This window comes from Streptomyces sp. ISL-43 (assembly GCF_018614195.1).
GTDB lineage: Bacteria > Actinomycetota > Actinomycetes > Streptomycetales > Streptomycetaceae > Streptomyces.
The window spans coordinates 26237-47303 of record NZ_JAGGOT010000039.1 but is presented as its reverse complement, the minus strand read 5'-3'; the positions used below and the strand labels follow the sequence as shown (position 1 = coordinate 47303).

General features: G+C 73.1%; 20 protein-coding genes. 6 read left to right on the top strand and 14 right to left on the bottom strand.

Features of this window, described 5'->3' with window-relative positions; all coding sequences use genetic code 11:
• Nucleotides 1–16: 16 nt before the first annotated feature.
• The 4 genes from J7F03_RS22970 to J7F03_RS22955 form a co-directional block, all read right to left on the bottom strand.
• Nucleotides 17–1771 (bottom strand): NAD+ synthase, encoded by a 1755-nt coding sequence (locus tag J7F03_RS22970; protein ID WP_214952357.1) that lies wholly within the window; start codon nucleotides 1769–1771, stop codon nucleotides 17–19.
• 49 nt (nucleotides 1772–1820) lie between these two features.
• Complete coding sequence (locus J7F03_RS22965) at nucleotides 1821–3068, bottom strand: DUF4352 domain-containing protein (protein WP_214952355.1); 1248 nt, start codon at nucleotides 3066–3068, stop codon at nucleotides 1821–1823.
• A gap of 165 nt (nucleotides 3069–3233) precedes the next feature.
• A complete protein-coding gene (locus tag J7F03_RS22960) occupies nucleotides 3234–4946 on the bottom strand; it encodes a multicopper oxidase family protein (RefSeq protein ID WP_214952353.1) in 1713 nt (570 codons plus the stop codon).
• A gap of 90 nt (nucleotides 4947–5036) precedes the next feature.
• On the bottom strand, nucleotides 5037–5522 hold the full coding sequence (locus tag J7F03_RS22955) for a hypothetical protein (protein WP_214952351.1): 486 nt from the start codon (nucleotides 5520–5522) through the stop codon (nucleotides 5037–5039).
• Nucleotides 5523–5632: 110 nt separating this feature from the next.
• Between J7F03_RS22955 and J7F03_RS22950 the strand changes: the two genes are divergently transcribed.
• Both J7F03_RS22950 and J7F03_RS22945 read left to right on the top strand, forming a co-directional pair.
• Nucleotides 5633–6346: a DUF998 domain-containing protein gene (locus J7F03_RS22950; RefSeq protein ID WP_308379931.1), complete on the top strand. Its 714-nt coding sequence runs from the start codon at nucleotides 5633–5635 to the stop codon at nucleotides 6344–6346.
• Nucleotides 6343–7227 carry an alpha/beta fold hydrolase gene (locus J7F03_RS22945; RefSeq protein ID WP_214952346.1) on the top strand — a complete coding sequence of 295 codons (885 nt, stop codon included), beginning with the start codon at nucleotides 6343–6345 and terminating at the stop codon, nucleotides 7225–7227. The genes J7F03_RS22950 and J7F03_RS22945 overlap by 4 nt, the downstream gene beginning before the upstream one ends.
• Before the next feature lie 33 nt (nucleotides 7228–7260).
• Here the strand turns inward: J7F03_RS22945 and J7F03_RS22940 are convergent, their stop codons facing one another.
• From J7F03_RS22940 to J7F03_RS22925, 4 genes are all read right to left on the bottom strand, one after another.
• Complete coding sequence (locus tag J7F03_RS22940; protein ID WP_214952344.1) at nucleotides 7261–7680, bottom strand: CBS domain-containing protein; 420 nt, start codon at nucleotides 7678–7680, stop codon at nucleotides 7261–7263.
• A 245-nt stretch (nucleotides 7681–7925) separates the two neighbouring features.
• The gene (locus J7F03_RS22935) at nucleotides 7926–8657 is read right to left on the bottom strand and encodes a DUF305 domain-containing protein (protein ID WP_214952342.1); all 732 of its coding nucleotides are present in this window, start codon (nucleotides 8655–8657) and stop codon (nucleotides 7926–7928) included.
• The gene (locus J7F03_RS22930) at nucleotides 8654–9304 is read right to left on the bottom strand and encodes a DUF3105 domain-containing protein (RefSeq protein WP_214952340.1); all 651 of its coding nucleotides are present in this window, start codon (nucleotides 9302–9304) and stop codon (nucleotides 8654–8656) included. Before J7F03_RS22930 ends, J7F03_RS22935 begins: the two co-directional genes overlap by 4 nt.
• Nucleotides 9305–9381: 77 nt before the next feature.
• Nucleotides 9382–9765, bottom strand: coding sequence for a hypothetical protein (locus tag J7F03_RS22925; protein WP_214952338.1), 384 nt, complete (start codon nucleotides 9763–9765; stop codon nucleotides 9382–9384).
• A 173-nt stretch (nucleotides 9766–9938) separates the two neighbouring features.
• Here J7F03_RS22925 and glnA point away from each other — a divergent pair, with 173 nt between their 5' ends.
• Both glnA and J7F03_RS22915 read left to right on the top strand, forming a co-directional pair.
• The gene (glnA, locus tag J7F03_RS22920) at nucleotides 9939–11300 is read left to right on the top strand and encodes a type I glutamate--ammonia ligase (RefSeq protein ID WP_214952336.1); all 1362 of its coding nucleotides are present in this window, start codon (nucleotides 9939–9941) and stop codon (nucleotides 11298–11300) included.
• A gap of 118 nt (nucleotides 11301–11418) precedes the next feature.
• Complete coding sequence (locus tag J7F03_RS22915) at nucleotides 11419–11751, top strand: hypothetical protein (protein WP_214952334.1); 333 nt, start codon at nucleotides 11419–11421, stop codon at nucleotides 11749–11751.
• A 71-nt stretch (nucleotides 11752–11822) separates the two neighbouring features.
• Here the strand turns inward: J7F03_RS22915 and J7F03_RS22910 are convergent, their stop codons facing one another.
• Nucleotides 11823–13916 carry a PIG-L family deacetylase gene (locus tag J7F03_RS22910; RefSeq protein WP_214952332.1) on the bottom strand — a complete coding sequence of 698 codons (2094 nt, stop codon included), beginning with the start codon at nucleotides 13914–13916 and terminating at the stop codon, nucleotides 11823–11825.
• Between the two features lie 505 nt (nucleotides 13917–14421).
• Between J7F03_RS22910 and J7F03_RS22905 the strand changes: the two genes are divergently transcribed.
• Both J7F03_RS22905 and J7F03_RS22900 read left to right on the top strand, forming a co-directional pair.
• Nucleotides 14422–17409, top strand: coding sequence for a bifunctional [glutamine synthetase] adenylyltransferase/[glutamine synthetase]-adenylyl-L-tyrosine phosphorylase (locus J7F03_RS22905; RefSeq protein WP_214952330.1), 2988 nt, complete (start codon nucleotides 14422–14424; stop codon nucleotides 17407–17409).
• A gap of 25 nt (nucleotides 17410–17434) precedes the next feature.
• Nucleotides 17435–17989 (top strand): AAA family ATPase, encoded by a 555-nt coding sequence (locus J7F03_RS22900; RefSeq protein ID WP_214952328.1) that lies wholly within the window; start codon nucleotides 17435–17437, stop codon nucleotides 17987–17989.
• A gap of 81 nt (nucleotides 17990–18070) precedes the next feature.
• Here J7F03_RS22900 and J7F03_RS22895 read toward each other — a convergent pair whose 3' ends face one another.
• The 5 genes from J7F03_RS22895 to J7F03_RS41210 all read right to left on the bottom strand — a co-directional run bounded on the left by J7F03_RS22895 (nucleotide 18071) and on the right by J7F03_RS41210 (nucleotide 20879).
• Nucleotides 18071–19030, bottom strand: a complete 960-nt coding sequence (locus J7F03_RS22895) for a hypothetical protein (protein WP_214952326.1) — start codon at nucleotides 19028–19030, stop codon at nucleotides 18071–18073.
• Nucleotides 19027–19551: a SigE family RNA polymerase sigma factor gene (locus tag J7F03_RS22890; RefSeq protein ID WP_214952324.1), complete on the bottom strand. Its 525-nt coding sequence runs from the start codon at nucleotides 19549–19551 to the stop codon at nucleotides 19027–19029. Before J7F03_RS22890 ends, J7F03_RS22895 begins: the two co-directional genes overlap by 4 nt.
• Before the next feature lie 102 nt (nucleotides 19552–19653).
• Nucleotides 19654–20085, bottom strand: a complete 432-nt coding sequence (locus tag J7F03_RS22885; RefSeq protein ID WP_214952322.1) for a hypothetical protein — start codon at nucleotides 20083–20085, stop codon at nucleotides 19654–19656.
• A gap of 72 nt (nucleotides 20086–20157) precedes the next feature.
• Nucleotides 20158–20472 carry a hypothetical protein gene (locus tag J7F03_RS41215; RefSeq protein ID WP_251072334.1) on the bottom strand — a complete coding sequence of 105 codons (315 nt, stop codon included), beginning with the start codon at nucleotides 20470–20472 and terminating at the stop codon, nucleotides 20158–20160.
• On the bottom strand, nucleotides 20472–20879 hold the full coding sequence (locus tag J7F03_RS41210) for a helix-turn-helix domain-containing protein (RefSeq protein WP_251072333.1): 408 nt from the start codon (nucleotides 20877–20879) through the stop codon (nucleotides 20472–20474). The genes J7F03_RS41215 and J7F03_RS41210 overlap by 1 nt, the downstream gene beginning before the upstream one ends.
• Nucleotides 20880–21067: the final 188 nt, after the last annotated feature.

Sequence of the window (21067 nt, the reverse complement as noted above, 5' to 3'; positions counted from 1 at the left end):
CGGCGGGGCCGAACTGCTACGCGTGCTCGCGCCAGCCGTTCGTGATGGGCAGCCGGCGGTCCTTGCCGAAGCCCTTCGCGGAGATCTTCGTGCCCGGCGGGTACTGCCGGCGCTTGTACTCCGCCGTGTCCACCATCCGCAGGGTCTTCGCGACGAGCTCGCGGTCGTAGCCTGCCGCGACGATCGACTCCAGGCCCTGGTCGCGGTCCACGTACAGCTCCAGGAGCCCGTCCAGCACGGGGTAGTCCGGCAGCGAGTCCGTGTCCACCTGTCCCGGGCGCAGTTCGGCGCTCGGCGGCTTGACGATGGAGTTCTCCGGGATGGGCGGGGTCTCGCCGCGCTCGGCCGCCGCGCGGTTGCGGTATTCGGCGAGCCGGAAGATGTCCGTCTTGTAGACGTCCTTGATCGGGCCGTACGCGCCCACCGAGTCCCCGTACAGGGTCGAGTAGCCGACGGCCAGCTCCGACTTGTTGCCCGGGGCCAGCACGATGTGGCCCTCCTGGTTGGAGACCGCCATCAGCATGGTGCCGCGCAGCCGGGACTGGAGGTTCTCCTCGGCGAGCCCGGTCAGGCCCAGCGAGCCCATGTACGCGTCGAACATCGGCTCGATCGGCACGGTCCGGAAGTTCAGGCCGGTCCGGTCGGCCAGGTCGGCCGCGTCGCCCTTGGAGTGGTCCGAGGAGTACTTGGACGGCATCGAGATGCCGTACACGTTCTGCGCGCCGATCGCGTCGCAGGCGATGGCGGCGACGAGCGCGGAGTCGATGCCGCCGGAGAGCCCGATCAGGACCGAGCGGAAGCCGTTCTTCCTGACGTACGCGCGCAGACCCACGACCAGCGCGTCGTAGATCTCCTCGTCGTCCTCCAGGCGCTCCGCGTAGCCGCCGGTCACGACCGCCTCGTACGGCTCGACCGGCTCCTCGGAGAGGACCACCCGGTCGATGCGCAGGCCGTCGTCGACGACGCCCTCGACGGGCGTGGCCGAGGCGGCCGGCAGGTCGAGGTCGACCAGTACGCAGCCCTCGGAGAACTGCGGGGCACGCGCGATGACCTCGCCGCCGGCGTCGACCACGATCGAGTCGCCGTCGAAGACCAGCTCGTCCTGGCCGCCGATCATCGCCAGGTAGGCGAGGGTGCAGCCGGCCTCCTGGGCGCGCTTGCGGACCAGTTCGAGGCGCAGGTCGTCCTTGTTGCGCTCGTACGGGGACGCGTTGATCGAGATCAGCAGCCCGGCCCCGGCGGAGCGGGTGGCGGGGACGCGGCCGCCCTCCTGCCAGAGGTCCTCGCAGATGGCCAGGGCCACGTCCACGCCCCGTACCCGGATGACGGGCTGGGTGTCGCCCGGCACGAAGTACCGGAACTCGTCGAAGACGCCGTAGTTGGGGAGGTGGTGCTTGGCGAAGCGCAGGACGACCTTCCCGCCGTGCAGCACGGCGGCGGCGTTCTCCGGGGACCCCGCCGGGCGGCCGAGCCGGGGCGCGGCCTTCTCCGTACGGTCGAGGTAGCCGACGACGACCGGCAGGTCGCCGAGGCCCTCGGCCGCCAGCCGCTCCGCGAGCTCGCGCAGCGCCATACGGGAGGCATCGACGAAGGAGCCGCGCAGGGCGAGGTCCTCGACGGGGTACCCGGTCAGCACCATCTCCGGGAACGCCACCAGGTGGGCGCCCTGTTCGGCGGAGTGCCGGGTCCAGTGGACGACCGAGTCGGCGTTCGCGGCGATGTTGCCGACGTGCGAGTCGATCTGATTCAGAGCGAGGCGAAGTTGAGGCACGGGCCCAGTGTAATCGTCTTTCTGACGCGATGTCCTGGGAGCCCGCGATTCAGCCGATCGGACCGCTGTACTTCACCGAGGGCAGCCGGCCGCCGGGGGTGATGTCGGCGCTGAGGTTCGCGGTGCCCTTGGGGACCTCGTAGGCGATGACCCCGGTCGCCGTGGCACCCGGCAGGATGTCGCCCTTGACCATCTTGGGCATCTCCCCGTCGAAGACGATCTTGCCGGCCAGGCCCTGCTCGTCACGGACGTTGGGCACCGAGTAGATGACGTTGAGGGTCTCGGTCGAGTTGTTGGTGATGGTGAGCGTCAGCTCGACCGCGTTGCCCACCTTGATGTACTCGCTGTCGGTGACGTACTTCTTCGGCACCGACACCTTCACCTCGACGCCGCTCGGGTACTTGAACGTCTCACCGAACGGCAGCGCGCTGGTCAGGCCGGGCACCTGGGACGGGGACGGCGAGGCCTTCGGCGTCGGGAGCGGCGGGACGCTGGGGCGGACCAGGTCGTCCTCGTAGTCCCCGTAGCGGCGGTCCTCGGCGACGATCTTGTCGATCTTGTCGGTGACGGCTTCGGTGATGAACCAGCCGCCGACCGAGGCGCCGAGGCCGAGGAGGCTCAGGGCGGTGCCGAAGGCGGCCATCGTTCCGCGCGGGGCGCCGTTGCGGGAGCGGACGACGGCCGCGATGCCGAGGCCGAGGCCGGTCAGGGCGAGGAGGGCGCCGGCCCAGAAGAAGAAGGGGATGAGGCCGACGAGGATGCCGAACAGGCCGAGGAGCAGCGCGGCGACCGCCATGCCGTTGCTCGCGGACGGGGGCGGCGGGAAGCCGGCCGGGTGCGGGGCCTGGAAACCACCGACGGGCGTACCCCAGGGATTGCCCGGGTTGGGGCCGCCGTGGCCGTACGGGGCTCCGTACGCGGGCGCCGGCGGAGCGGCGGCGGCCGGCGCGGGGTGGACCGGGGCGAAGGTGCCGGGGGCCGGGGCGGCGGGCGGCGTCGAAGGCTGCGCCTGCGCGGGGACCTCGGCCGGGACCTCGGCCTGCGCGGGGACCTCGGCCGGGACCTCGGCTTGGGTGGGGACCTCGGCCTGCGTGGGGACCTCGGCCGGGACCTCGGCCTGCGCGGGGACCTCGGCTTGGGTGGGGACCTCGGCCGGGACCTCGGCCTCCGCCGCGGGCTTCTCGAGCGACAGGGGCTGCGAGGGCGCGGGTATGGAAGCCGATTCGGGTATGGGGGTGCCCTCGGGCTCCGTCGGCGGGCCGGACGGGGTGAGGGGCGGGTTCTGCGGGGTGCTCATACCGGCGGGAAGTCCTTCAGGTCGCAATCGGCGCGTGACGATCACCAGCCTGTCATGCCCGGCGGCCTCCCCGCCGGGCAATTCGGACCGGGGCCGCGCGGCCCCGGAGGACGCGGGCCCGGTACCGCGCGGACGGCCGCACGGCACCGGGCCCGCACGAGGCGGCTATTGCCCGGACGGTGCCTGGCGCTGGTAGCCGAACGCCGTCATCATCCCGGCCTCCGCGTGGTACACGTTGTGGCAATGCACCATCCACAGGCCGGGGTTGTCGGCGTCGAAGTCCGCCGTCAGGGTCCCGTTCGGGAGGACCACCGCCGTGTCCTTGCGGACCCCGCCCGGCCGTCCTCCGACCGCGAAGGTGTGCCCGTGCAGGTGCAGCGGGTGCCACATCGTTGTGGAGTTGTTGAACTCCAGCCGGATCCTTTCGCCCGCCTTCACCGGGTGCAGCCGGTCCGGCGCGTACGGCTTGCCGTCGAAGGCCCAGTCGTACTTCGCCATCCCGCCGGTCAGCTTGATCTTCACCGTGCGGTCCGGCTCGCGCGCGGCCAGCGCCACCGGCTCCGCCGCCTTCAGGGCGTCTGCCGTCAGCGGCCGCCCGGACAGCTCGGCGGGCCGGGTCGCGGCGGTGGGCGCCGTGCCCGGAGCGGTGCGCAGCAGGGCGAGCGCCGACGCCGAATCCCCCTTGCCCTCGGCCAGCGCGGTCAGCGGGAACACCCCGTCGCCCGCCGTCACCAGGACGTCGTACCGCTCGCCCATGCCCAGCAGCAGTGAGCGCGCCTCGGCGTGCTCGACCGGGAAGCCGTCGGTGTGGGTCACCGTCAGTTCGTGGCCGCCGAGGGCGATCCGGAAGGCGGTGTCCCCGCCCGCGTTGATGATCCGCAGCCGGATCCGGTCGCCGGGGCGGGCGGTGAAGACCGACGGGTCCTCGGGAGTACGGCCGTTGACCAGGTAGTGCGGGTACGCGACGTCGCCCGCGTCCTTGCCGAGGACCTCGCTGTCGCCGCCCATCAGGACGCGGGACGGGCCGGCACCGTCCCCGGCCGCCGGGGCGGCGGGGGTGCCCGCCGAGCCGTGGCCCGAGTGACCGCCGCCGCCCGGGCTCGCGGCCATGCCCTTGCGCAGTTCGGCGAGGACGGCGTCCGGTGTGGAGCCGTCCACCCCGTCGAGCCAGTCGTCCAGGACCACCACCCACTCCTTGTCGTAGGAGAGGGGCTCCTTGGGGTCCTCGACGATCAGCGGCGCGTACAGGCCGCGGTCCTGCTGGACCCCGGAGTGCGGGTGGAACCAGTAGGTCCCCGGGTGCGGGACGGCGAACCGGTACGTGAAGGAGCCGCCCGGGGCGATGTCCCGCTGGGTCAGCCCCGGCACCCCGTCCATGTCGTTGCGCAGCGCCAGACCGTGCCAGTGCAGGGAGGTGGCCGCGGGGAGGTTGTTCGCGAGGGTCAGGGCGAGGGTGCCGCCCGCGGTGACGCGTACCTCCCGGCCGGGCAGCTGATCGCCGTACGCCCAGGAGCGGACGGTGCGGCCGCCGCCGAGGTCGAGCGGGGTGGCGGTGGCCGTCAGGCGGAGCTCTGTGAGCGGGCCGGTGGCCTTGCGGGCGGCCTCGGCGGCCCGTACTTCGGGGCCGGCCGGGTCCACGTAGCCGCCGGGGACCGTGGCGGGGGAGGGGCCGCCGCCCATGGAGCCGGAGCCGTGGTCCATGCCGGCCATGCCGGAGCCGGCGCCCGAACAGGCGGCGAGCAGCCCGGAGCCGGCGAGTGCGGCGCCCGCGCCGAGCACGGCGCGGCGGGAGGGCAAGGAGTCCCGGAGGGAGGGAGGGGCGGAGGGCGAGAGGGAGGACGAGAGGGAGGGCGAGTGGGAACGCGCGGAAGAGCGCATGGCGGAACACCTCGTGGTGTCGGTGTACGAGCGGGCGGGCACCGTCTGCCGCCGCCCCGAAGGCATGCGGGGGCGACGACGGAGCCCGGCCTATACGCGCAGCACCGTCAGCAGGTCGAGGAGTTCGCGGGGAGGTGGAGGGTCCCGGCCGCCGGGCAGGCCCGGCGCACGAGCCGCGCCCCCGAGCGGCGCGGCACGGCGCGGGCCGGCCAGCCCGGCTCCGAGGATCAGCAGGGTGAGCGCGCCGAGCACGGCGACGCACACCGACATGGGGTCCATGCCGGTGTGGGGGCGCGGTGCGGCGGCGGCCACCACGGCGACGACTTCGGTCAGGTCCCGGGCCTCCGCGGCGGCCGCCGCGGATGCCCCCGACATCGCGGACCCGTCCGGCAATTCGGTCGAGCCGTGTGCGGCCGGGGCAACGGAGTGGCCGGCGGGTGCGTCTTCCATGGCATGGGACCGATCCGGATGGCCCAGCGTGTGCATGGCGGCGATGCCCAGCAGCAGCGCGGCGAACAACAGCAGCCGGGACCACCGGACTGCTCGTCGCTCGGTACGCAGGGCGGGGCGCGTCATGGGCGGAACCCTACCCGGGGTGGGTATCCAATCGGAGTACCGGGCCCGCCGTGTTTAGGATTAGTCGCACTATGTCCCTAAAAGGTCAGCCACGTCATCCGGGTCGGCTCGTGAACAGCACACCGGGACCGCCCGGCCCGACCCCGGCCGGCGCACGCCCCGTCGCGGTCCTCGTCGGGCTCGGCGCCGCCGCGTACACCGCGTGGGTCCTCGAAGTCGTCCTCTCCACGGGCCTCAACCCCATCGAGACGTACGTCAGCGAGCTCGCCGCCCAGGACCAGCCGCTCGGCGGCCTGTTCCGGGCCACGGACTTCACCGCCGGGCTCCTCGTCTTCCTCGGCGGACTCCTGGCCCTGGCGCGCCTCGTCCGGCACCGCGACTCCCGCCGCTTCTGGTCGGTCACCGGCTGGGCCGGGGTCACCCTCTTCGGCGCGTCCACCGCCGCCGACGCCTGGCTGCCGCTGAGCTGTGCGCCGACCGTGGACCCCGAATGCGCGGCCCGGGAGACCGCCGGACTGGTCCCCGCCACCCATCAGGCCCATGCCGTCAGCAGCAGTCTGGCCATGACCGGCGCCCTCGTGGGGATCGTGGCCCTCACAGGCGCCGCCCGCCGCTACGGCCGCCTCGCCCCGCTCGCCCGCTTCGGCCCCGTGCTCGTCGTGTGCGAACTGCTCGCCACCGCCTGGACCCTGACCGCCATCGCGATGTTCACCGCCGGACACGGCACGTGGGCCCTCGGCGCCGGGCAGCGGCTGCAGGTGCTGTTCGTGGCCCTCTGGCTGGGACTGCTCGCGTACTCCGTCCACCGGGAAGGCCGTACGTGACCGGGCCCCCGGCCGTTCCCGGCCGGTTCCTGCGCGTCCCGGCCGTCGACGGGGTCCCGCTGCACGTGGTCGTCGAGGGGGCCGGACCCCCGGTCGTGCTCAGCGCCGGGCTCGCCATGGCCTGGTTCGACTGGGACCCCGTCGCCGAGCTGCTCGTCGCCGCCGGCCGCACCGTCATCCGCTTCGACCGGCCGGGGCACGGGCTCAGCGCCCCCGCCGTCCGGCCGCCGAGCGCCGCCGGGGAGGCCCACCGGATCGCCGGACTGCTGGACGCGCTGGGCCTGGGCAGCGCGCGCGCCACCGTGGCCGGGCACTCCATCGCCGGGTTCCACGTCGAGGCCTTCGCCCGGCTCCATCCCGGGCGGACCGCCGCCGTGGTGCTGGTCGACAGCAGCGTGGAGGAACACCCCCGCCCGGTCCTGTCCGCCGGCGTGCGCACCGCCGCCGCCCGCGCGCTCGGCCGGGCCGTGACCGCCGCCGGACTGCCCGCCGCGCTGGGGCCGTGGGCCCGGCGGGCCACCGTACGGGCCTCCCGCGTCGGCGGTACGGACCCGGCCGCGCGGGACCTCGTACGCCGCTGCTACCGGACCGGCCGGGTCTGGCGCGGAGCCCTCCTGGAGAACTCCCGCTACTTGGACGTGGCCGCCGAGGTGCCGGCGCTGCGCGCGGAGCACCCGCTGACCGCGCCCGCCACCGTCCTGATCGGCCACGACGGCACCACCAGCCGCCGGTCCCTGCACTGGCTGGCCCGCCAGGCGGAGCTGGCCGACCGGCTGGGCGCCCGCTTCGTGGTCGCGGAGCCGGCCGGGCACCTGGTCATGCTGGACCGCCCGCACCAGGTGGCACGGGCGGTCCTGCACGCGGCGGAGCCGGGGGCGTAGCCGGGGCCTGGCCCCGCGGTGGAACCGTGAGGCCTAGCCCTTCGCGTAGACCTTCTCCGCCCAGCCCGCTATCTGCTGGTCGGAGAGGTGCTTCGCCAGATCGGCCTCGCTGATCATGCCGACCAGCCGCTTGTCCTTGATGACGGGGAGCCGGCGGATCTGGTGGCTCTGCATCTCCTCCAGCACCTCGGAGATGTCCGCGCCCGCGTCGATCCAGCGCGGGGTGCCCTGGGCCATCTCGCCCGCGGTCGTCTTGGCCGGGTCGTGGCCCTTGGCCACACAGCCGACCACGATGTCGCGGTCGGTCAGGATGCCGCAGAGGCGTTCCTTGTCGTCGCTGATGGGCAGCGCGCCCACATTGAGGCGGCTCATCAGCTGAGCCGCCCGGTCCAGGGTCTCGGTGGCGGGGATCCACTGGGCCCCGGGGTGCATGATCTCTCCGGCGGTGGTCATCGCGTAAACCTCCTGAGCGCGCCGTAGCGGCAGGGCGCGGATGCGCCCACCTCGGCGTTCCCATCGTCATTCGCCCGTTCGGACCACGCGACTCCACAGGGGCGAGACGGGGCCGTACGGGTGACCGCGCAGGCGGCCGCGCGGCCGCGGCGGGCCTTGCGAGCGCCCGCGCGCGGCCGTACCAGCGCCCGCGCGGGCACCCGTACGAGCACCCGCGCGGCCACCCGTACGGCCGCGCCCCGTCGTCACTCCGCGGGCTCGGCCCCGCGCTGCCCGAGCATGTCGGCCATCAAGGCGAGCTCCGACTGCTGCGCCGCCACCATGCCCTGGGCCAGTGCCCGCTCGGCCGGGGTCTCGCACCGGGTGGCGCATCCCCGGGCCATCGCGACGCCGCCCTTGTGGTGCTCGGTCATCAGCCGGAGGTAGAGCACCTCGGCGTCCCGGCCCTCGGCGGAGCCCAGCCGGGCCAGCTCCTCCTTGGTGGCCATGCCGGGCATCAGGGCGCCGGGCTTGGTGACGACGCCGCCCATCTCGTGACCGCCCGCGGCGTGGCCGTCCGTGCCGTCGCCGTCCGTGCCGTGACCGTCCGTGCCGTGACCGCCCGCGGCGTGGCCCTCGGACCCCATCCAGGACATCGGCGGCTCGTCGGCCACCACCTTCGGCAGCCCCCACAGGTCCAGCCAGCCCAGCATCATGCCGCGCTGGTTGGCCTGGGTGTTGGCGATGTCGTAGGCGAGGCCGCGCACGGCCTCGTCCTTCGTGCGGTCGCGCACGATGAAGGACATCTCCACCGCCTGCTGGTGGTGCACGGCCATGTCCCGGGCGAAGCCCGCGTCGGCGGAGTGGAGCCCCGGGGCACGGGGAGACGTAGCGGAATCGGCCCCGCCGGCGGTGGCGACCGTGGCCCCCACCGCGAAGAGCAGCGCCAGGCCGACGGCCGTGCCCGCGGCCCAGTACGTCCGGGACGGGCGGGTCACTTGTCGGCCAGCCCGTTCGTGCAGGCCGCGCCCGGCTCGGGGGTCTGCGGGCCCTGCACGTACTTGGTGAAGAACTGCGCCACCCGGGGGTCGTCGGCCTTCTCCACGGTCAGCTGCTTGCCCCACGCGCTGAGCATGATCGTGCCGGTCTGCTCCTTGGCGGGGCTCATCAGCGTGTACGGGGTCTTGGCAACCGTCCCGGCGAGCGTCTCGACGTCGGCCTTGTCGGCCTTCTCGTTGTACGTCACCCACACGGCGCCGTGCTCCAGCGAGTGGACCGCGTTGACCTCGGGCAGCGGGTTCTTGTAGACGTCGCCGTTGCAGTTCATCCAGCGGGGGCTGTGGTCGCCGCCGACGGGCGGGTTCATCTCGTACTTCACCGGGGTGTCGACGTGCTTGCGGCCCAGCTTCGCCGCGTCCCAGGTCTGCTCGCCGTTGACCGGCGCCTTCGCGGCCGCCTCCTTGGCGTCCTTCTTGTCCTGCTGGTCGATCATCACCCACGCGCCGAAGCCGATCAGCCCGGCGACGATGGCCGCGGAGGCGGTGATCGCGATGGCCTTGTTGCGGCGGTCGCGCATCTGGTCGGCGCGGCGCATCTCGGCTATGCGCGACTGGCGGGAGCTGTTGTCTGACTTCCTGCTGGCCATGTGCCCTGAATCCTTCTGCTGAGGGGGGTGGAGGAGATACGCGCGTGATGTACGCGCGTGTGCCGGAGCCGGATCGGTCAGGTCCGCAGCACCTGGAGGGCGTACAGGTCGGGGCCGCGCGCGAGCGCCCGGGGCGGCCGGGCCGGGCCCGCGTAGGCGGGGGGCCCTCCGGGCCAGGGCGCGCCGGAGGCCGCCTGCAGGGCGGCGGGCGGCGGCACGGGCAGGACCCCGGGGGTCACGCGCGAGAGCGGGGAGCAGCCGGGCAGGTCGTGCGGCGACACGCAGACGACGTGCCGCGCACCCGGGGCGTGGGCGGCCGGATGGCCGGCCCCGTGCTCCGTACCGGGCCGCGCGCACAGGAACACCGTGCCGGCCAGCACCCCGAAGGCCATCAGGAGGACGGCACGCCGGGGCAGCGGACGTCCTCGACGTCCACGCTCCGCGTGCTTCCCGCCCCCCATGGGCGCCGATGGTAATGCTCATGACGGGCCCAAGGTCAGTGCGGGGGTGCGGTCGGCTTTCCGGGGTGCGTAATCTGGCGGAAACCACCGCTGGCGATACTGGGCCGGCCCGACTGTGCCCCCGGTCCCCGTGACAGTGGTGCACAGGCCGCCTGAACTGCGAGGATGAAGGTATGGACAAGCAGCAGGAATTCGTCCTCCGGACGCTCGAGGAGCGGGACATCCGCTTCGTGCGCCTGTGGTTCACCGATGTACTGGGCTTCTTGAAGTCCGTAGCGGTCGCGCCGGCGGAGCTGGAACAGGCCTTTGACGAGGGCATCGGGTTCGACGGCTCGGCGATCGAGGGGTTCGCGCGGGTCTACGAGTCCGACATGATCGCCAAGCCGGACCCGAGCACCTTCCAGATACTGCCGTGGCGCGCGGAGGCTCCCGGGACCGCCCGGATGTTCTGCGACATCCTCATGCCCGACGGCTCCCCCTCGTACGCGGACCCCCGGTACGTCCTCAAGCGCATCCTGAACAAGACCTCGGACCTGGGCTTCACCTTCTACACCCACCCCGAGATCGAGTTCTTCCTGCTGAAGGACAAGCCGCTGGACGGCACCCGGCCCACCCCGGCCGACAACTCGGGCTACTTCGACCACACCCCGCAGAACGTCGGCATGGACTTCCGCCGCCAGGCCATCACGATGCTCGAATCCATGGGCATCTCGGTCGAGTTCAGCCACCACGAGGGCGCCCCGGGCCAGCAGGAGATCGACCTGCGCTACGCGGACGCGCTCTCCACGGCCGACAACATCATGACCTTCCGCCTGGTCATGAAGCAGGTAGCCCTCGAACAGGGCGTCCAGGCCACCTTCATGCCGAAGCCCTTCTCGGAGTACCCCGGTTCGGGCATGCACACCCACCTCTCCCTCTTCGAGGGCGACCGCAACGCCTTCTACGAGTCGGGTGCCGAGTACCAGCTCTCGAAGGTGGGCCGCTCCTTCATCGCGGGCCTCCTCAAGCACGCCGCGGAAACGGCCGCGGTCACCAACCAGTGGGTCAACTCCTACAAGCGCATCTGGGGCGGCTCCTCGCGCACCGCCGGCTCCGGCGGCGAGGCCCCCTCGTACATCTGCTGGGGCCACAACAACCGCTCGGCCCTGATCCGCGTCCCGATGTACAAGCCGGGCAAGACCGGCTCCTCCCGCGTCGAGGTCCGCTCGATCGACTCCGGCGCCAACCCGTACCTGACCTACGCCGTCCTCCTGGCCGCCGGCCTGAAGGGCATCGAGGAGGGCTACGAACTCCCGGCGGGCGCCGACGACGACGTCTGGGCCCTCTCCGACGCCGAACGCCGCGCGATGGGCATCGAGCCCCTCCCGCAGAACCTCGGCGAGGCCATCTCCCTGATGGAGCGCAGCGAACTGGTCGCCGAAACCCTCGGCGAGCACGTCTTCGACTTCTTCCTGCGCAACAAGAAGCAGGAGTGGGAGGAGTACCGCTCGGAGGTCACGGCCTTCGAACTCCGCAAGATGATGCCGGTGCTGTAGCACGAGCACCGGGCACGCTCCATCCCTCCGGGCCGACGGTCGACGACCGCCGGCCCGGAGCCGTCTCGCGAGAAACAGAGCATGGTCGTCCACACCGCCGACCACCGCCGCGCAGGAGATGTACAGGAATTCGGGGGCGGACCTGGACCTGACCACGGTCTTGCGCCTGGGACGCGACGAGTTGGGTCCGGGGCGGTACGAGACGCTGATCTGCCCGGGAACGATCGAAAGCATCCCGCTGCTGACGTTCACCGCCCCATGGACGCTCCAGGACATCGAGCCGCTCATGCCCTCCGCCGCGTACCTGCGCTACCTGGCCGGCGGCCTGCTGGAATCGGGACCCTGGGAGGAGCCGGACATCGCCGACTACCTGTCCTCCCGCCCCGGCGCGGCCGGAAACCGGACCCCGGCACACGTGCTGGAGCTCCTCACGGGCAACACCGGCCGCTAGCACCGGCGTACGGGTAGGGCCCCGCTCCCGGGTGACCGGTCGCGGGGCCTTTTGCGCGGGTGTCTCGCCGGCTACGGCCGGGGGATCGCCTTGTGCCAGACCAGGCGGGTGGGGTTGGGGAGGGTCGTGGTGACGTGGAGTTCGGCGTCCAGGCCCAGGACCGCCGTGGTCGTGGCGCCGCCCTGCTCCTGGGTGCCCGCCGGGGCGCCCGCGTAGAGCATCTGGGACTCCGTCCACGCGGGCGGGCCGCCGAGGCCCGTCGTGCTGATGGTGCCCGAGTCGGCGCGGCCCGACAGGAGGCGGCCCGCGACGCCTACCGCGCCGTAGCCGGCCCGGCCGCCGGCCTCGGCGATGCTGGAGACGGCCGGCTTGGCGGCTCCGGCGCCGGCCGTGACCAGGGCGGTGCGCACGACGCCCGAGTCGGGGCGCCGGAAGTACAGGCGCACGCCCGCGGCCTCCGGGGTCGCGGTGAGGGGCACGGTGGTGGCGGGCAGGCCGGTCGGGAAGGGCCCGGCCAGCGGGGCGCCCGGAGCGGGCTGGATCCAGGCGAGCACGGACCCGGTGGTGGCGACGTAGAGGTGGCGCCGCCCGGCGGCGTCCGTGGCGGTCACCGGGTCGCTCTGCAGGTCGGTGCCGCCCAGCTGCTGCCAGTCGGAGAAGGCGCCCGAGGGCTGCTGGAAGCGGGCGAGCAGGGTGCGGCGGGAGTCGCGGACGTACACGGTCAGCCGGCCGTCCTGGTCGGCGGCCGCCGAGGGGGCGCTGATCGCGGAGGTGCCGGCCTCGTCGGTGGATTCCGGGGTGCCGAGCGAGACCCACGCCCCGAACGGGCCGCCGGGCACGGCCTGGACGGCGTAGACGATCTCGCGCCGGTAGTCCTGCGGCCGCTCGCCGAAGACGGTCCGGGTGGCGAGGACGGCCACGCGCCCGTCGGGGAAGCGGGCGGTGGTCGCGCCCGGGTCGATGCCCGTGCCCGGCAGCAGGTCCGGCCCCTGCCAGGCGGCCGCGGCACCGGTGCCGGGGCCGCGGGTCCAGACGGCCATCTGGCCGTCGAGCGCGGCGAAGGCGTACAGCCGGCCGGGCGTGCCCTGCGCCAGCCAGGAGGAGTTGTCGGCGCGTGCGTAGCGCAGCGACTGGGCCCAGTTGTGGCCGGTCGGGTTGCCCGCCACTTTGCGGTCGCCGCAGCCGTAGGGGGAACCGCAGTGGTTCTGCTTGTCGTGCCACGCGTACGTCTTGAGGAAGCCGATCTTCGTCTCGGCCGTCTGCGGGTCCAGCGTGTGAGGCAGCGTGCCGTTGTGGTACCCGAGGTAGCTCTGGACGGAGAAGTGGGGCCGCTGCCCGACCGGGACGCGCGCGGCGTACGAGGCCGCGGCGGCCTGCGCGAACCGCGCCCCGTACATGTGGTCCTGGTGGTCGGTGTAGCGCCCGCTGTCGGCGTAGCGCCCCGGCGTCGGGTCCTGCATCCGTATCGTCGTCGGCTTGTACCGCTCCAGGATCCCGGCTATCGCCGCTATCGCCTGGTCCTTGGTGTACGTGTACGCATGCTTGACCGGGGTGCCGGTCGCGAACTGGGGGACGAGCGCCGGTATCCGGCCGTTCCACAGGCCGCGCAGGCTCTCCGGCGTGTCCGCGATGGGGGCGCGGGCCTCGCGCATCTGCAGCCAGACCAGGTTGATGTGCGGTTTCGCCACGAGGACGTCCAGCTCGGCCTGTCCGCCGCCGGCGGTGGGTATGACCGTACGCTGCCACGCGCTGGTGCGGTCGCCGGTGGCCATCTGCGCGTAGGCGGAGCGTATGCCGTTCTGCCGGGCCTCCGAGTAGTGGCCGCGGTCGGCGGGCTGCGTCGGGTCCTTGGCGCCATCGCCGTCGGCCTCGTTGCGGCCGTCGGCCTCGCCGGAGGTGAGGTACACGGTGGTGAGCGGGGTGCCGGCCAGCAGGGAGCGGCTGAGGTCGGGGTTCATGAAGAACAGGTCGTCGTCGGGGTGTGCGGCGATCTGGACGACCGATCCGGCGGTGGTGCTCGCCGGGCGGGCGGTCGCCGGGTCCGTTCCCGCCGAGGCTTCGGCGGCCGTCTGCTGCCCGGAGGCTACGGCGAGCGCGCCGGTGACCCCGAGGGTGAGCATCGGGAGCACGGTCGCCAGAAGGAAGCGTCGGCGGGAAACGGGCATGGGATTACGCCTTGGGTGTCGTTCGGCAGGAAGAACCACTGAGCAGCCGGTCGGTCGGTGTCGGTCAGTCAGTGAGAGGCCATTCCGGGCAAGTTGGTTCACCGGGTTCGCCGATGACTTCACATTTCCGGAAGTGGCCGATTGGGATTGTGCCTCGTGTGATCCGTGTGTGCGGATGTGATCGGTATGTGGACGGTATGCGGAGCTTGTCCCTCCGGACCGGGCCGCCGTGGCCGGGCGGATCGACGGGGCCGTGCGGGCCGCCGGCCGGCAGTGCGGGGTCGGGCATGGGGCTCCTCCTGGCCGGTCGCCGGGAGGCGGGCCCCAGTGCGCCCCAAATCTGCCAATAATCTGACAATCCATCCCACCGTGTCGGTGAGTCGAACGCCTGCTCCGGCTAGGCTCTCCCCGGGCGGACGCGCGGACCCGGACCACGCCGGCAGTGGGATCCCGCGAAACCGCCCGGCCAGGGCAAAGGCAGGCGACGTACGCGGGAGGCGGCGGGATGACAGTCCCGGGACGCAGGAGCAGTACCTTCAGCCGGCTGCTGCGCAGCGGCTTCACCGACCCCTCCGCCGCCGCCCGGCTGCTCGACACCGAGGCGCTGGCCGCCGTACGCACCGATCCGGTGCTCCTCGACGCCCTCGGGGCCACCGCCGACCCCGACCTCGCCCTCCTCGGGCTGGTCCGGCTCGCCGAGGCGCAGTCCGCCGACGAACTGCCCGTACTGCTCGACACCCTCGTCAGCGCCAAACCCCTGCGCGACCGCCTCCTCGGCGTGCTCGGCGCCTCCGAGGCCCTCGGCGACCACCTCGCCCGCCACCATCAGGACTGGCGGGCGCTGGTCACCTACGAGGCCGCCGACCTGCACCCGGGGCTCCCGGAGTTCGAGCTCGGCCTGGCCGCCGCGCACGATCCCATCGCCCTGCGCGTCGCCTACCGCCGCTGCCTGCTCTCCATCGCCGCCCGCGACGTCTGCGGCACCACCGACGTCGCCCAGGCCGCCGCCGAGCTCGCCGACCTCGCCACTGCCACCCTCCGCGCGGCCCTGCGCATCGCGAGCGCCGCCGCCCCCGCGGACGCGGCCGCCTGCCGGCTCGCCGTCATCGCGATGGGCAAGTGCGGCGGCCACGAGCTGAACTACGTCTCCGACGTCGACGTCATCTTCGTCGGGGACGCCGCCGCCGGAGCCGACGAGGGCAAGGCGATCCAGGCCGCCACCCGGCTCGCCTCCCACCTCATGCGGATCTGCTCCGAGACCACCATCGAGGGCACCATCTGGCCCGTCGACGCCAACCTCCGCCCGGAGGGCAGAAACGGTCCGCTCGTCCGCACCCTCGCCTCCCACCTCGCCTACTACCAGCGCTGGGCCAAGACCTGGGAGTTCCAGGCCCTCCTCAAGGCCCGCGCCGTCGCCGGCGACGAGACGCTCGGCGTCGAGTACGTCCAGGCCATAACTCCCCTCGTCTGGCAGGCCGCCGAGCGCGACAACTTCGTCGCCGACGTCCAGAAGATGCGCCGCCGCGTCGTCGACAACATCCCCGCCGCCCAGGTCGACCGGGAACTCAAACTCGGCCCCGGCGGCCTGCGCGACGTCGAATTCGCCGTCCAGCTCCTCCAGCTCGTGCACGGCCGCTCCGACGCCACCCTGCGCTCCTCCAGCACCCTCGACGCGCTCCACGCCCTCGCCGCCGGCGGCTACGTCGGGCGCGCCGACGCCGCCCAGCTGAACGACGCCTACCGCTTCCTGCGCGCCATGGAACACCGCATCCAGCTCTACCGGCTGCGCCGCACCCACCTCGTCCCCGAGGACGAGAACGACCTGCGGCGCCTGGGCCGCTCCATGGGCCTGCGCACCGAACCGGTCGCCGAGCTCAACAAGGCATGGCGCCGGCACGCCTCCGTCGTCCGCCGCCTCCACGAGAAGCTCTTCTACCGGCCGCTCCTGGACGCCGTCGCCCAACTCGCCCCCGGCGAGACCCGGCTCTCCCCGCGCGCCGCCGGCCAGCGCCTCGAAGCCCTCGGGTACGCCGACCCGGCCTCGGCCTTGCGCCACCTCGAGGCCCTCGCCTCCGGCGTCACCCGCAAGGCCGCCATCCAGCGCACCCTGCTGCCCGTGCTCCTCGGCTGGTTCGCCGACTCCGCCGACCCGGACGCCGGCCTGCTCAACTTCCGCAAGGTCTCCGACGCCCTTGGCAAGACCCCCTGGTACCTGCGCCTCCTGCGCGACGAGGGCGCCGCCGCCGAGAACCTCGCCCGCGTCCTGTCCGCCGGCCGCCTCGCCCCCGACCTGCTCATGCGCGCCCCCGAAGCCGTCGCCCTGCTCGGCGACGCCGGAGGCCTGGCACCCCGTACCCACGAGGCCCTGGAGCAGGAGGTACTCGCCGCCGTAGGCCGCGCCGAGAACCCGGAAGCCGCCGTCGCCGTGGCCCGCGGAGTGCGCCGCCGCGAGCTCTTCCGCACCACCGCCGCCGACATCATCGGCTCCTACGGTACGGAGGAGAACCCGGCCGAGGAGGACCACGGAGCCCTGGTCGACCGGGTCGGCGACGCCGTCTCCGACCTCACCGCCGCCACGATCGCCGGAGCCCTGCGCGCCGCCGTCCACGCGCACTGGGGCGACACCCTCCCCACCCGGTTCGCGGTCATCGGAGTCGGCCGCTTCGGCGGCCACGAGCTCGGCTACGGATCCGACGCCGACGTCCTGTTCGTCCACGAACCCCGCGAGGGCGTCGGCGAACAGGAGGCCGCGAAGGCTGCCCAGAACGTCATCGCCGAGATGCGCAGACTGCTCCAGCTGCCCACCGCCGACCCGCCGCTGCTCATCGACGCCGACCTGCGCCCCGAAGGCCGCTCCGGCCCGCTGGTCCGCACCCTCCCCTCCTACGCCGCCTACTACCGCCGCTGGTCCCTGACCTGGGAGTCCCAGGCCCTGCTGCGCGCCGAACCGATCGCGGGCGACGCCGAGCTCGGGGCCCGCTTCATCGAGCTCATCGACCCGCTGCGCTACCCGATGGAAGGCCTCGGCGAGGACGCCGTCCGCGAGATCCGCCGGCTCAAGGCCCGGATGGAATCCGAACGCCTGCCCCGCGGCGCCGACCCGACCCTGCACACCAAACTGGGCCGCGGCGGCCTCAGCGACGTCGAGTGGACCGTCCAGCTGATCCAGATGCGGCACGCCTGGGCCGAGCCGGGCCTGCGCACGACCCGGACCCGCCGGGCCCTGGCCGCCGCCCACTCGGCCGGGCTGATCCCGACCGAGGAGGCGCAGATCCTGGACGAGGCCTGGGTGCTGGCCACCCGGGTCCGCAACGCCGTGATGCTGGTCCGCGGACGGGCCGGCGACACCTTCCCCTCCGACGCCCGCGAACTGGCGGCGGTGGGCCGCTACCTCGGCTATCCGGAGGGCCGGGTCGGCGACATGCTGGACGACTACCGGCGCATCACCCGCCGTGCGCGGGCGGTCGTGGACGAGCTCTTCTACGGCGCGTAGACCGCCGGGAGGGAACACTGAGACCATGACCGACAACGCCTTCGTCATCGTCTCCGGCCTCCCTGCCAGCGGGAAGAGCACCCTGGCCCGCGGGCTCGCCACGCGATTGAGCCTGCCGGTCATCGACAAGGACGTGATCCTCGAGTCTCTCTACGACTCCCTCGGCGTCGGCGACAAAACGTGGTGCCACAAGCTGAGCCGGGCCAGTGACGACATCCTGTTCGCCCTCGCCGCCGATGCCGGGCGAGCCGTGCTCGTCAACTGGTGGCACCGCGACACCGCCCCCGGCCGACTGCACCAGCTCGACGCCCACCTGATCGAGGTGTTCTGCGACTGCGACACCACGCTCGTCGCCGAACGGTTCCACACACGCAAGCGCCACCCAGGACACCTCGACCAGAACTCCACCCGCGAACAGATCGACGACCGCGTCGCCACCTGGGCATCCCACCCAGGCCCGCTCGGACTGGGCGGGCCCGTCCTGACCGTCGACACCAGCCGGCCCGTCGACATCGCTGCCCTCGGCAAGGAGATCGGCACACTCCTCCCCGGCGAACGTTCCCGGTCGGAGACTCCCTAGCCGCGTACGACCCCGCCGCCGACCCCTGTACGGCGGCGGGGTCCTACGCGCCCCTCCCGGCCGGATCGCCAGGACCGGGGGTCAAGGGAGGAGCTTGTCGTAGCCCTTGTCCTGGTCGGAGTCGTAGACCTGCTTGCCCTGGGCGTCGTAGCCCTTGATCCGCGGGGCCTTGGTGACGGCCTCGTCCAGGACGCCGGTGGCGGCGAACCAGCCGTGGTCGAGGGCTGCTTCCACGGTGGCGCCGCCGTAGCTGACGGTGACCCGGGCGACGCCGGCGTCGACGGTGCCGATGCTGCCCCAGCGGTAGGGCAGCTTCCAGGGACCCTCGGAGCTCAGCCGCTGCAGGTAGAGCTTGCCTCCGTTGATGTCGGGGGCGACGGATCCGCTCTCGGGGTCCGAGTTCCCGCCGCTGGAGGCGTTGATGCCGCTCGCCCCGCCGTCCTTGATGTTGCAGATGAGCCGGGCCTGCGTCGGACCGTCCTTGACGGCGACGATGAACCGGCCGTCCCCCGGGGTGTTGTCGTTGCCGGTACTGCGGTGCGCGAGCAGGATCCGGTAGTCGGAGGCCACGCCCAGGTCCGGCCGCTGGATCCCCGACGGGGTGACGTGCTGCCGGTCGTAGTCGAGGCACTGCTCGAGCCCGGCGGCCGCGACCTGGAGGGTGATCCCGTCGGCGAGCTGCCCGGGAGTCGCGGGTGCGGTCGGCCCCGCGGGCGGCGGGGGGGACGGCGGGGCCGCGCTCGGTGTCGGGCCTCCCGCTACGGACACGACCGCGGGCCCGCCGCCGGCGTTGCCGGTGAAGGCGAGGGCCGTGACCGGTACGACGGCCAGCGCGACCAGGGCTGCCCCCGCCACCGCCAGCCTGCGCCGCCGCTCCGCGCGGCCCTGCCGGACGATCGCCGGATACGGCACGGCCGCGGGCTGTACGGCTTCCGCGCCCTGGGCCATCCATTCCCGCAGGCCGAACTCGAATTCGTCGCCCTGCCCGTCGCCCTGCCCGCCGCCCTGCCCGTCGCCCTGTGTGTTGTCCCGCCCGTTCACAGGACCGCCCCCTCGTTCCTCGTCGCGATCCGGCCCAGTCCGGGCCAGGCGCGCAGTTTCACCAGTGCCTTGGAGGCCTGGCTCTTGACGGTGCCCTGGGAGCACCCCAGGACGTCGGCGGTCTCGGCCTCGGAGAGGTCCTCCCAGTAACGCATCACCACCACCGCGCGCTGCCGGGCGGGCAGTTGGGCAAGCGCTTCCATCAGCACACTGCGTTCGTCGGCCCACGCCACGGCGTTGTCGCCCGCGGACGTGTCCGGCACGCTGGCCGTCAGGCGCTCGGCGACCCGGCGCTTGCGGAACCGGTCGCTGTTGCACGTGACCAGCATCCGGCGGACGTACGCCTCGGGACTGTCCATGCGCGACACGCGCCGCCACGACCGGTACGCCTTCGCGAGCGCGGTCTGGGTCACGTCCTCCGCGTCATGCGGATCGCCGGTCAACAGGTACGCGGTGCGCACCAGATGAGACCAGCGCGCGGCCACGAACGAGTGGAACTGAGCTTCTTCCTCGGCCTGCATCGGCACCCCCTTCGCCCCCTTGACCACCACCCGCCCGCATTCGGTTGCCCGGCGGCGGAAGGAATCTCGCGCGGCCCCGGCGGAACGCGGGACGGCACCCGGTCACGAGCAGTCGAACCAGTGCCCGACGGGGCGGTCCGGGCAGGTGCGGCACTCGAAGACGTAGACACTGCCGGCGTCGCCGAGGCACAGGTCCGCAGGGTTGTGGGCGGGCCCGTCCCAGCCGTCGTCGGCCCGGTCCTCCACCGGCAGCCAGGTCCGCCCGGACTCCCCGTCGAACTCCCAACTCGCAACGGTCAGCAGGTGGTCCATCGGGCCACCGCAGGCTTCGCAGTCGGGCCAGCAGGGTTCCTGGGTCCAGCCCGGGTACCCGCCCAGCTTGATCCCGGGGGCATCGGCCAGGTGGTACCAGTAATCCAGGCCGGTGGTGGCCCGCAACTCGGTGAAGCGGGCCGCCAACGAAGCCCGGACGCGGATGCAGACGGACGGCCTCACGGCGGTGGGGAGCCAGCTCGGGGAAGAGGCTCTCGACATCCACCGGGCGGGCAGGTGTGTGACGGGTCATGTGCCGGACTGTAGGACAGTGGTGCGACAACGGCCGAGGTCTCAGGAGGCCTTGGCCGCAGTGCAGGAGCGGCAGCGCCCCGGGGCGGGGGCACGAAAGGCCCGGTCGCAATCGTCGCAGGTCTGGAGCGGGTGGATGTCCATGTCCGGGCCCGGCGGGGGACCGGGCGGGCGCTCCGGCAGGCGGGGCGGCCGCAACTCCCTGAGCCGGTACGCCAGCAGTGCCGCGGGCGACCGGATCGGCGCGTCCGGAAGACAGCCCGCCAGGGTGCCGCTGATGGCGGCGCGGCTCAGGCCGAGCTCCAGCCAGCAGGTGAGGCCGGGCGCGAGCCGCGCCACCTCGCGCTCCGAGAGCATCAGCCGCGGATCGCGCAGCCGCAGCCCGGCGAGCAGCTCGGCGGCCTCCCGGTGCTCTTCGGGGAGCGGCCCGACGGGCGCGGGCTCGTCCTGGCGACGAGCGGGACGTTGTACGACACCGTTCGGGTGACGACCTGCCCCGACGGAAGCCGCTCCCTGGTCCGGGACAGGTAGCCGTGCGCTTCCAGTTCGCGCAGGGCCCCGGCGATGCGGGTCTCGCCCTCGGAGAAGCGCTCCGACAGGGCCTTGATGGACACCTTGGCGCCTGTGGGCAGGGACTGGATGTGCGTGGACAGGCCGATCGCGGTCAGGCTCAGCTCGCCGTGCTGGGCGAGGTGGTTGCCGATCTTGACGTAGCGCTCGCGCTGGGGGTTGCTCGGGGCCGAGCCTGCACCCTGAAATGGCATATGCGCCAGCCAGGTTGGCCGCATTCACCCGACCGAGTGAGCGGGCCTGGTTTGGTTTGGTTGGGTCATTTCCCGGGGTTGTTTATCTCCGGTTACGTCGTGCCGGACCGCTACGTCGTCCACCGGGACGTGGAAACCCAGATCCGGTGATCCGGGAACCGGTGAGCCTCCTCCCGCCAGACCATTTC

Bases quoted from the DNA above. Each gene is read 5' to 3' on its own strand.
- J7F03_RS22965 (WP_214952355.1), bottom strand. From the start codon at position 3,068: ATGAGCACCCCGCAGAACCCGCCCCTCACCCCGTCCGGCCCGCCGACG.
- J7F03_RS22960 (WP_214952353.1), bottom strand. From the start codon at position 4,946: ATGCGCTCTTCCGCGCGTTCCCACTCGCCCTCCCTCTCGTCCTCCCTC.
- J7F03_RS22955 (WP_214952351.1), bottom strand. From the start codon at position 5,522: ATGACGCGCCCCGCCCTGCGTACCGAGCGACGAGCAGTCCGGTGGTCC.
- J7F03_RS22940 (WP_214952344.1), bottom strand. From the start codon at position 7,680: ATGACCACCGCCGGAGAGATCATGCACCCCGGGGCCCAGTGGATCCCC.
- J7F03_RS22930 (WP_214952340.1), bottom strand. From the start codon at position 9,304: ATGGCCAGCAGGAAGTCAGACAACAGCTCCCGCCAGTCGCGCATAGCC.
- J7F03_RS22925 (WP_214952338.1), bottom strand. From the start codon at position 9,765: ATGGGGGGCGGGAAGCACGCGGAGCGTGGACGTCGAGGACGTCCGCTG.
- glnA (WP_214952336.1), top strand. From the start codon at position 9,939: ATGGACAAGCAGCAGGAATTCGTCCTCCGGACGCTCGAGGAGCGGGAC.
- J7F03_RS22915 (WP_214952334.1), top strand. From the start codon at position 11,419: ATGTACAGGAATTCGGGGGCGGACCTGGACCTGACCACGGTCTTGCGC.
- J7F03_RS22910 (WP_214952332.1), bottom strand. From the start codon at position 13,916: ATGCCCGTTTCCCGCCGACGCTTCCTTCTGGCGACCGTGCTCCCGATG.
- J7F03_RS22905 (WP_214952330.1), top strand. From the start codon at position 14,422: ATGACAGTCCCGGGACGCAGGAGCAGTACCTTCAGCCGGCTGCTGCGC.
- J7F03_RS22900 (WP_214952328.1), top strand. From the start codon at position 17,435: ATGACCGACAACGCCTTCGTCATCGTCTCCGGCCTCCCTGCCAGCGGG.
- J7F03_RS22890 (WP_214952324.1), bottom strand. From the start codon at position 19,551: ATGCAGGCCGAGGAAGAAGCTCAGTTCCACTCGTTCGTGGCCGCGCGC.
- J7F03_RS22885 (WP_214952322.1), bottom strand. From the start codon at position 20,085: ATGTCGAGAGCCTCTTCCCCGAGCTGGCTCCCCACCGCCGTGAGGCCG.
- J7F03_RS41215 (WP_251072334.1), bottom strand. From the start codon at position 20,472: ATGCTCTCGGAGCGCGAGGTGGCGCGGCTCGCGCCCGGCCTCACCTGC.
- J7F03_RS41210 (WP_251072333.1), bottom strand. From the start codon at position 20,879: ATGCCATTTCAGGGTGCAGGCTCGGCCCCGAGCAACCCCCAGCGCGAG.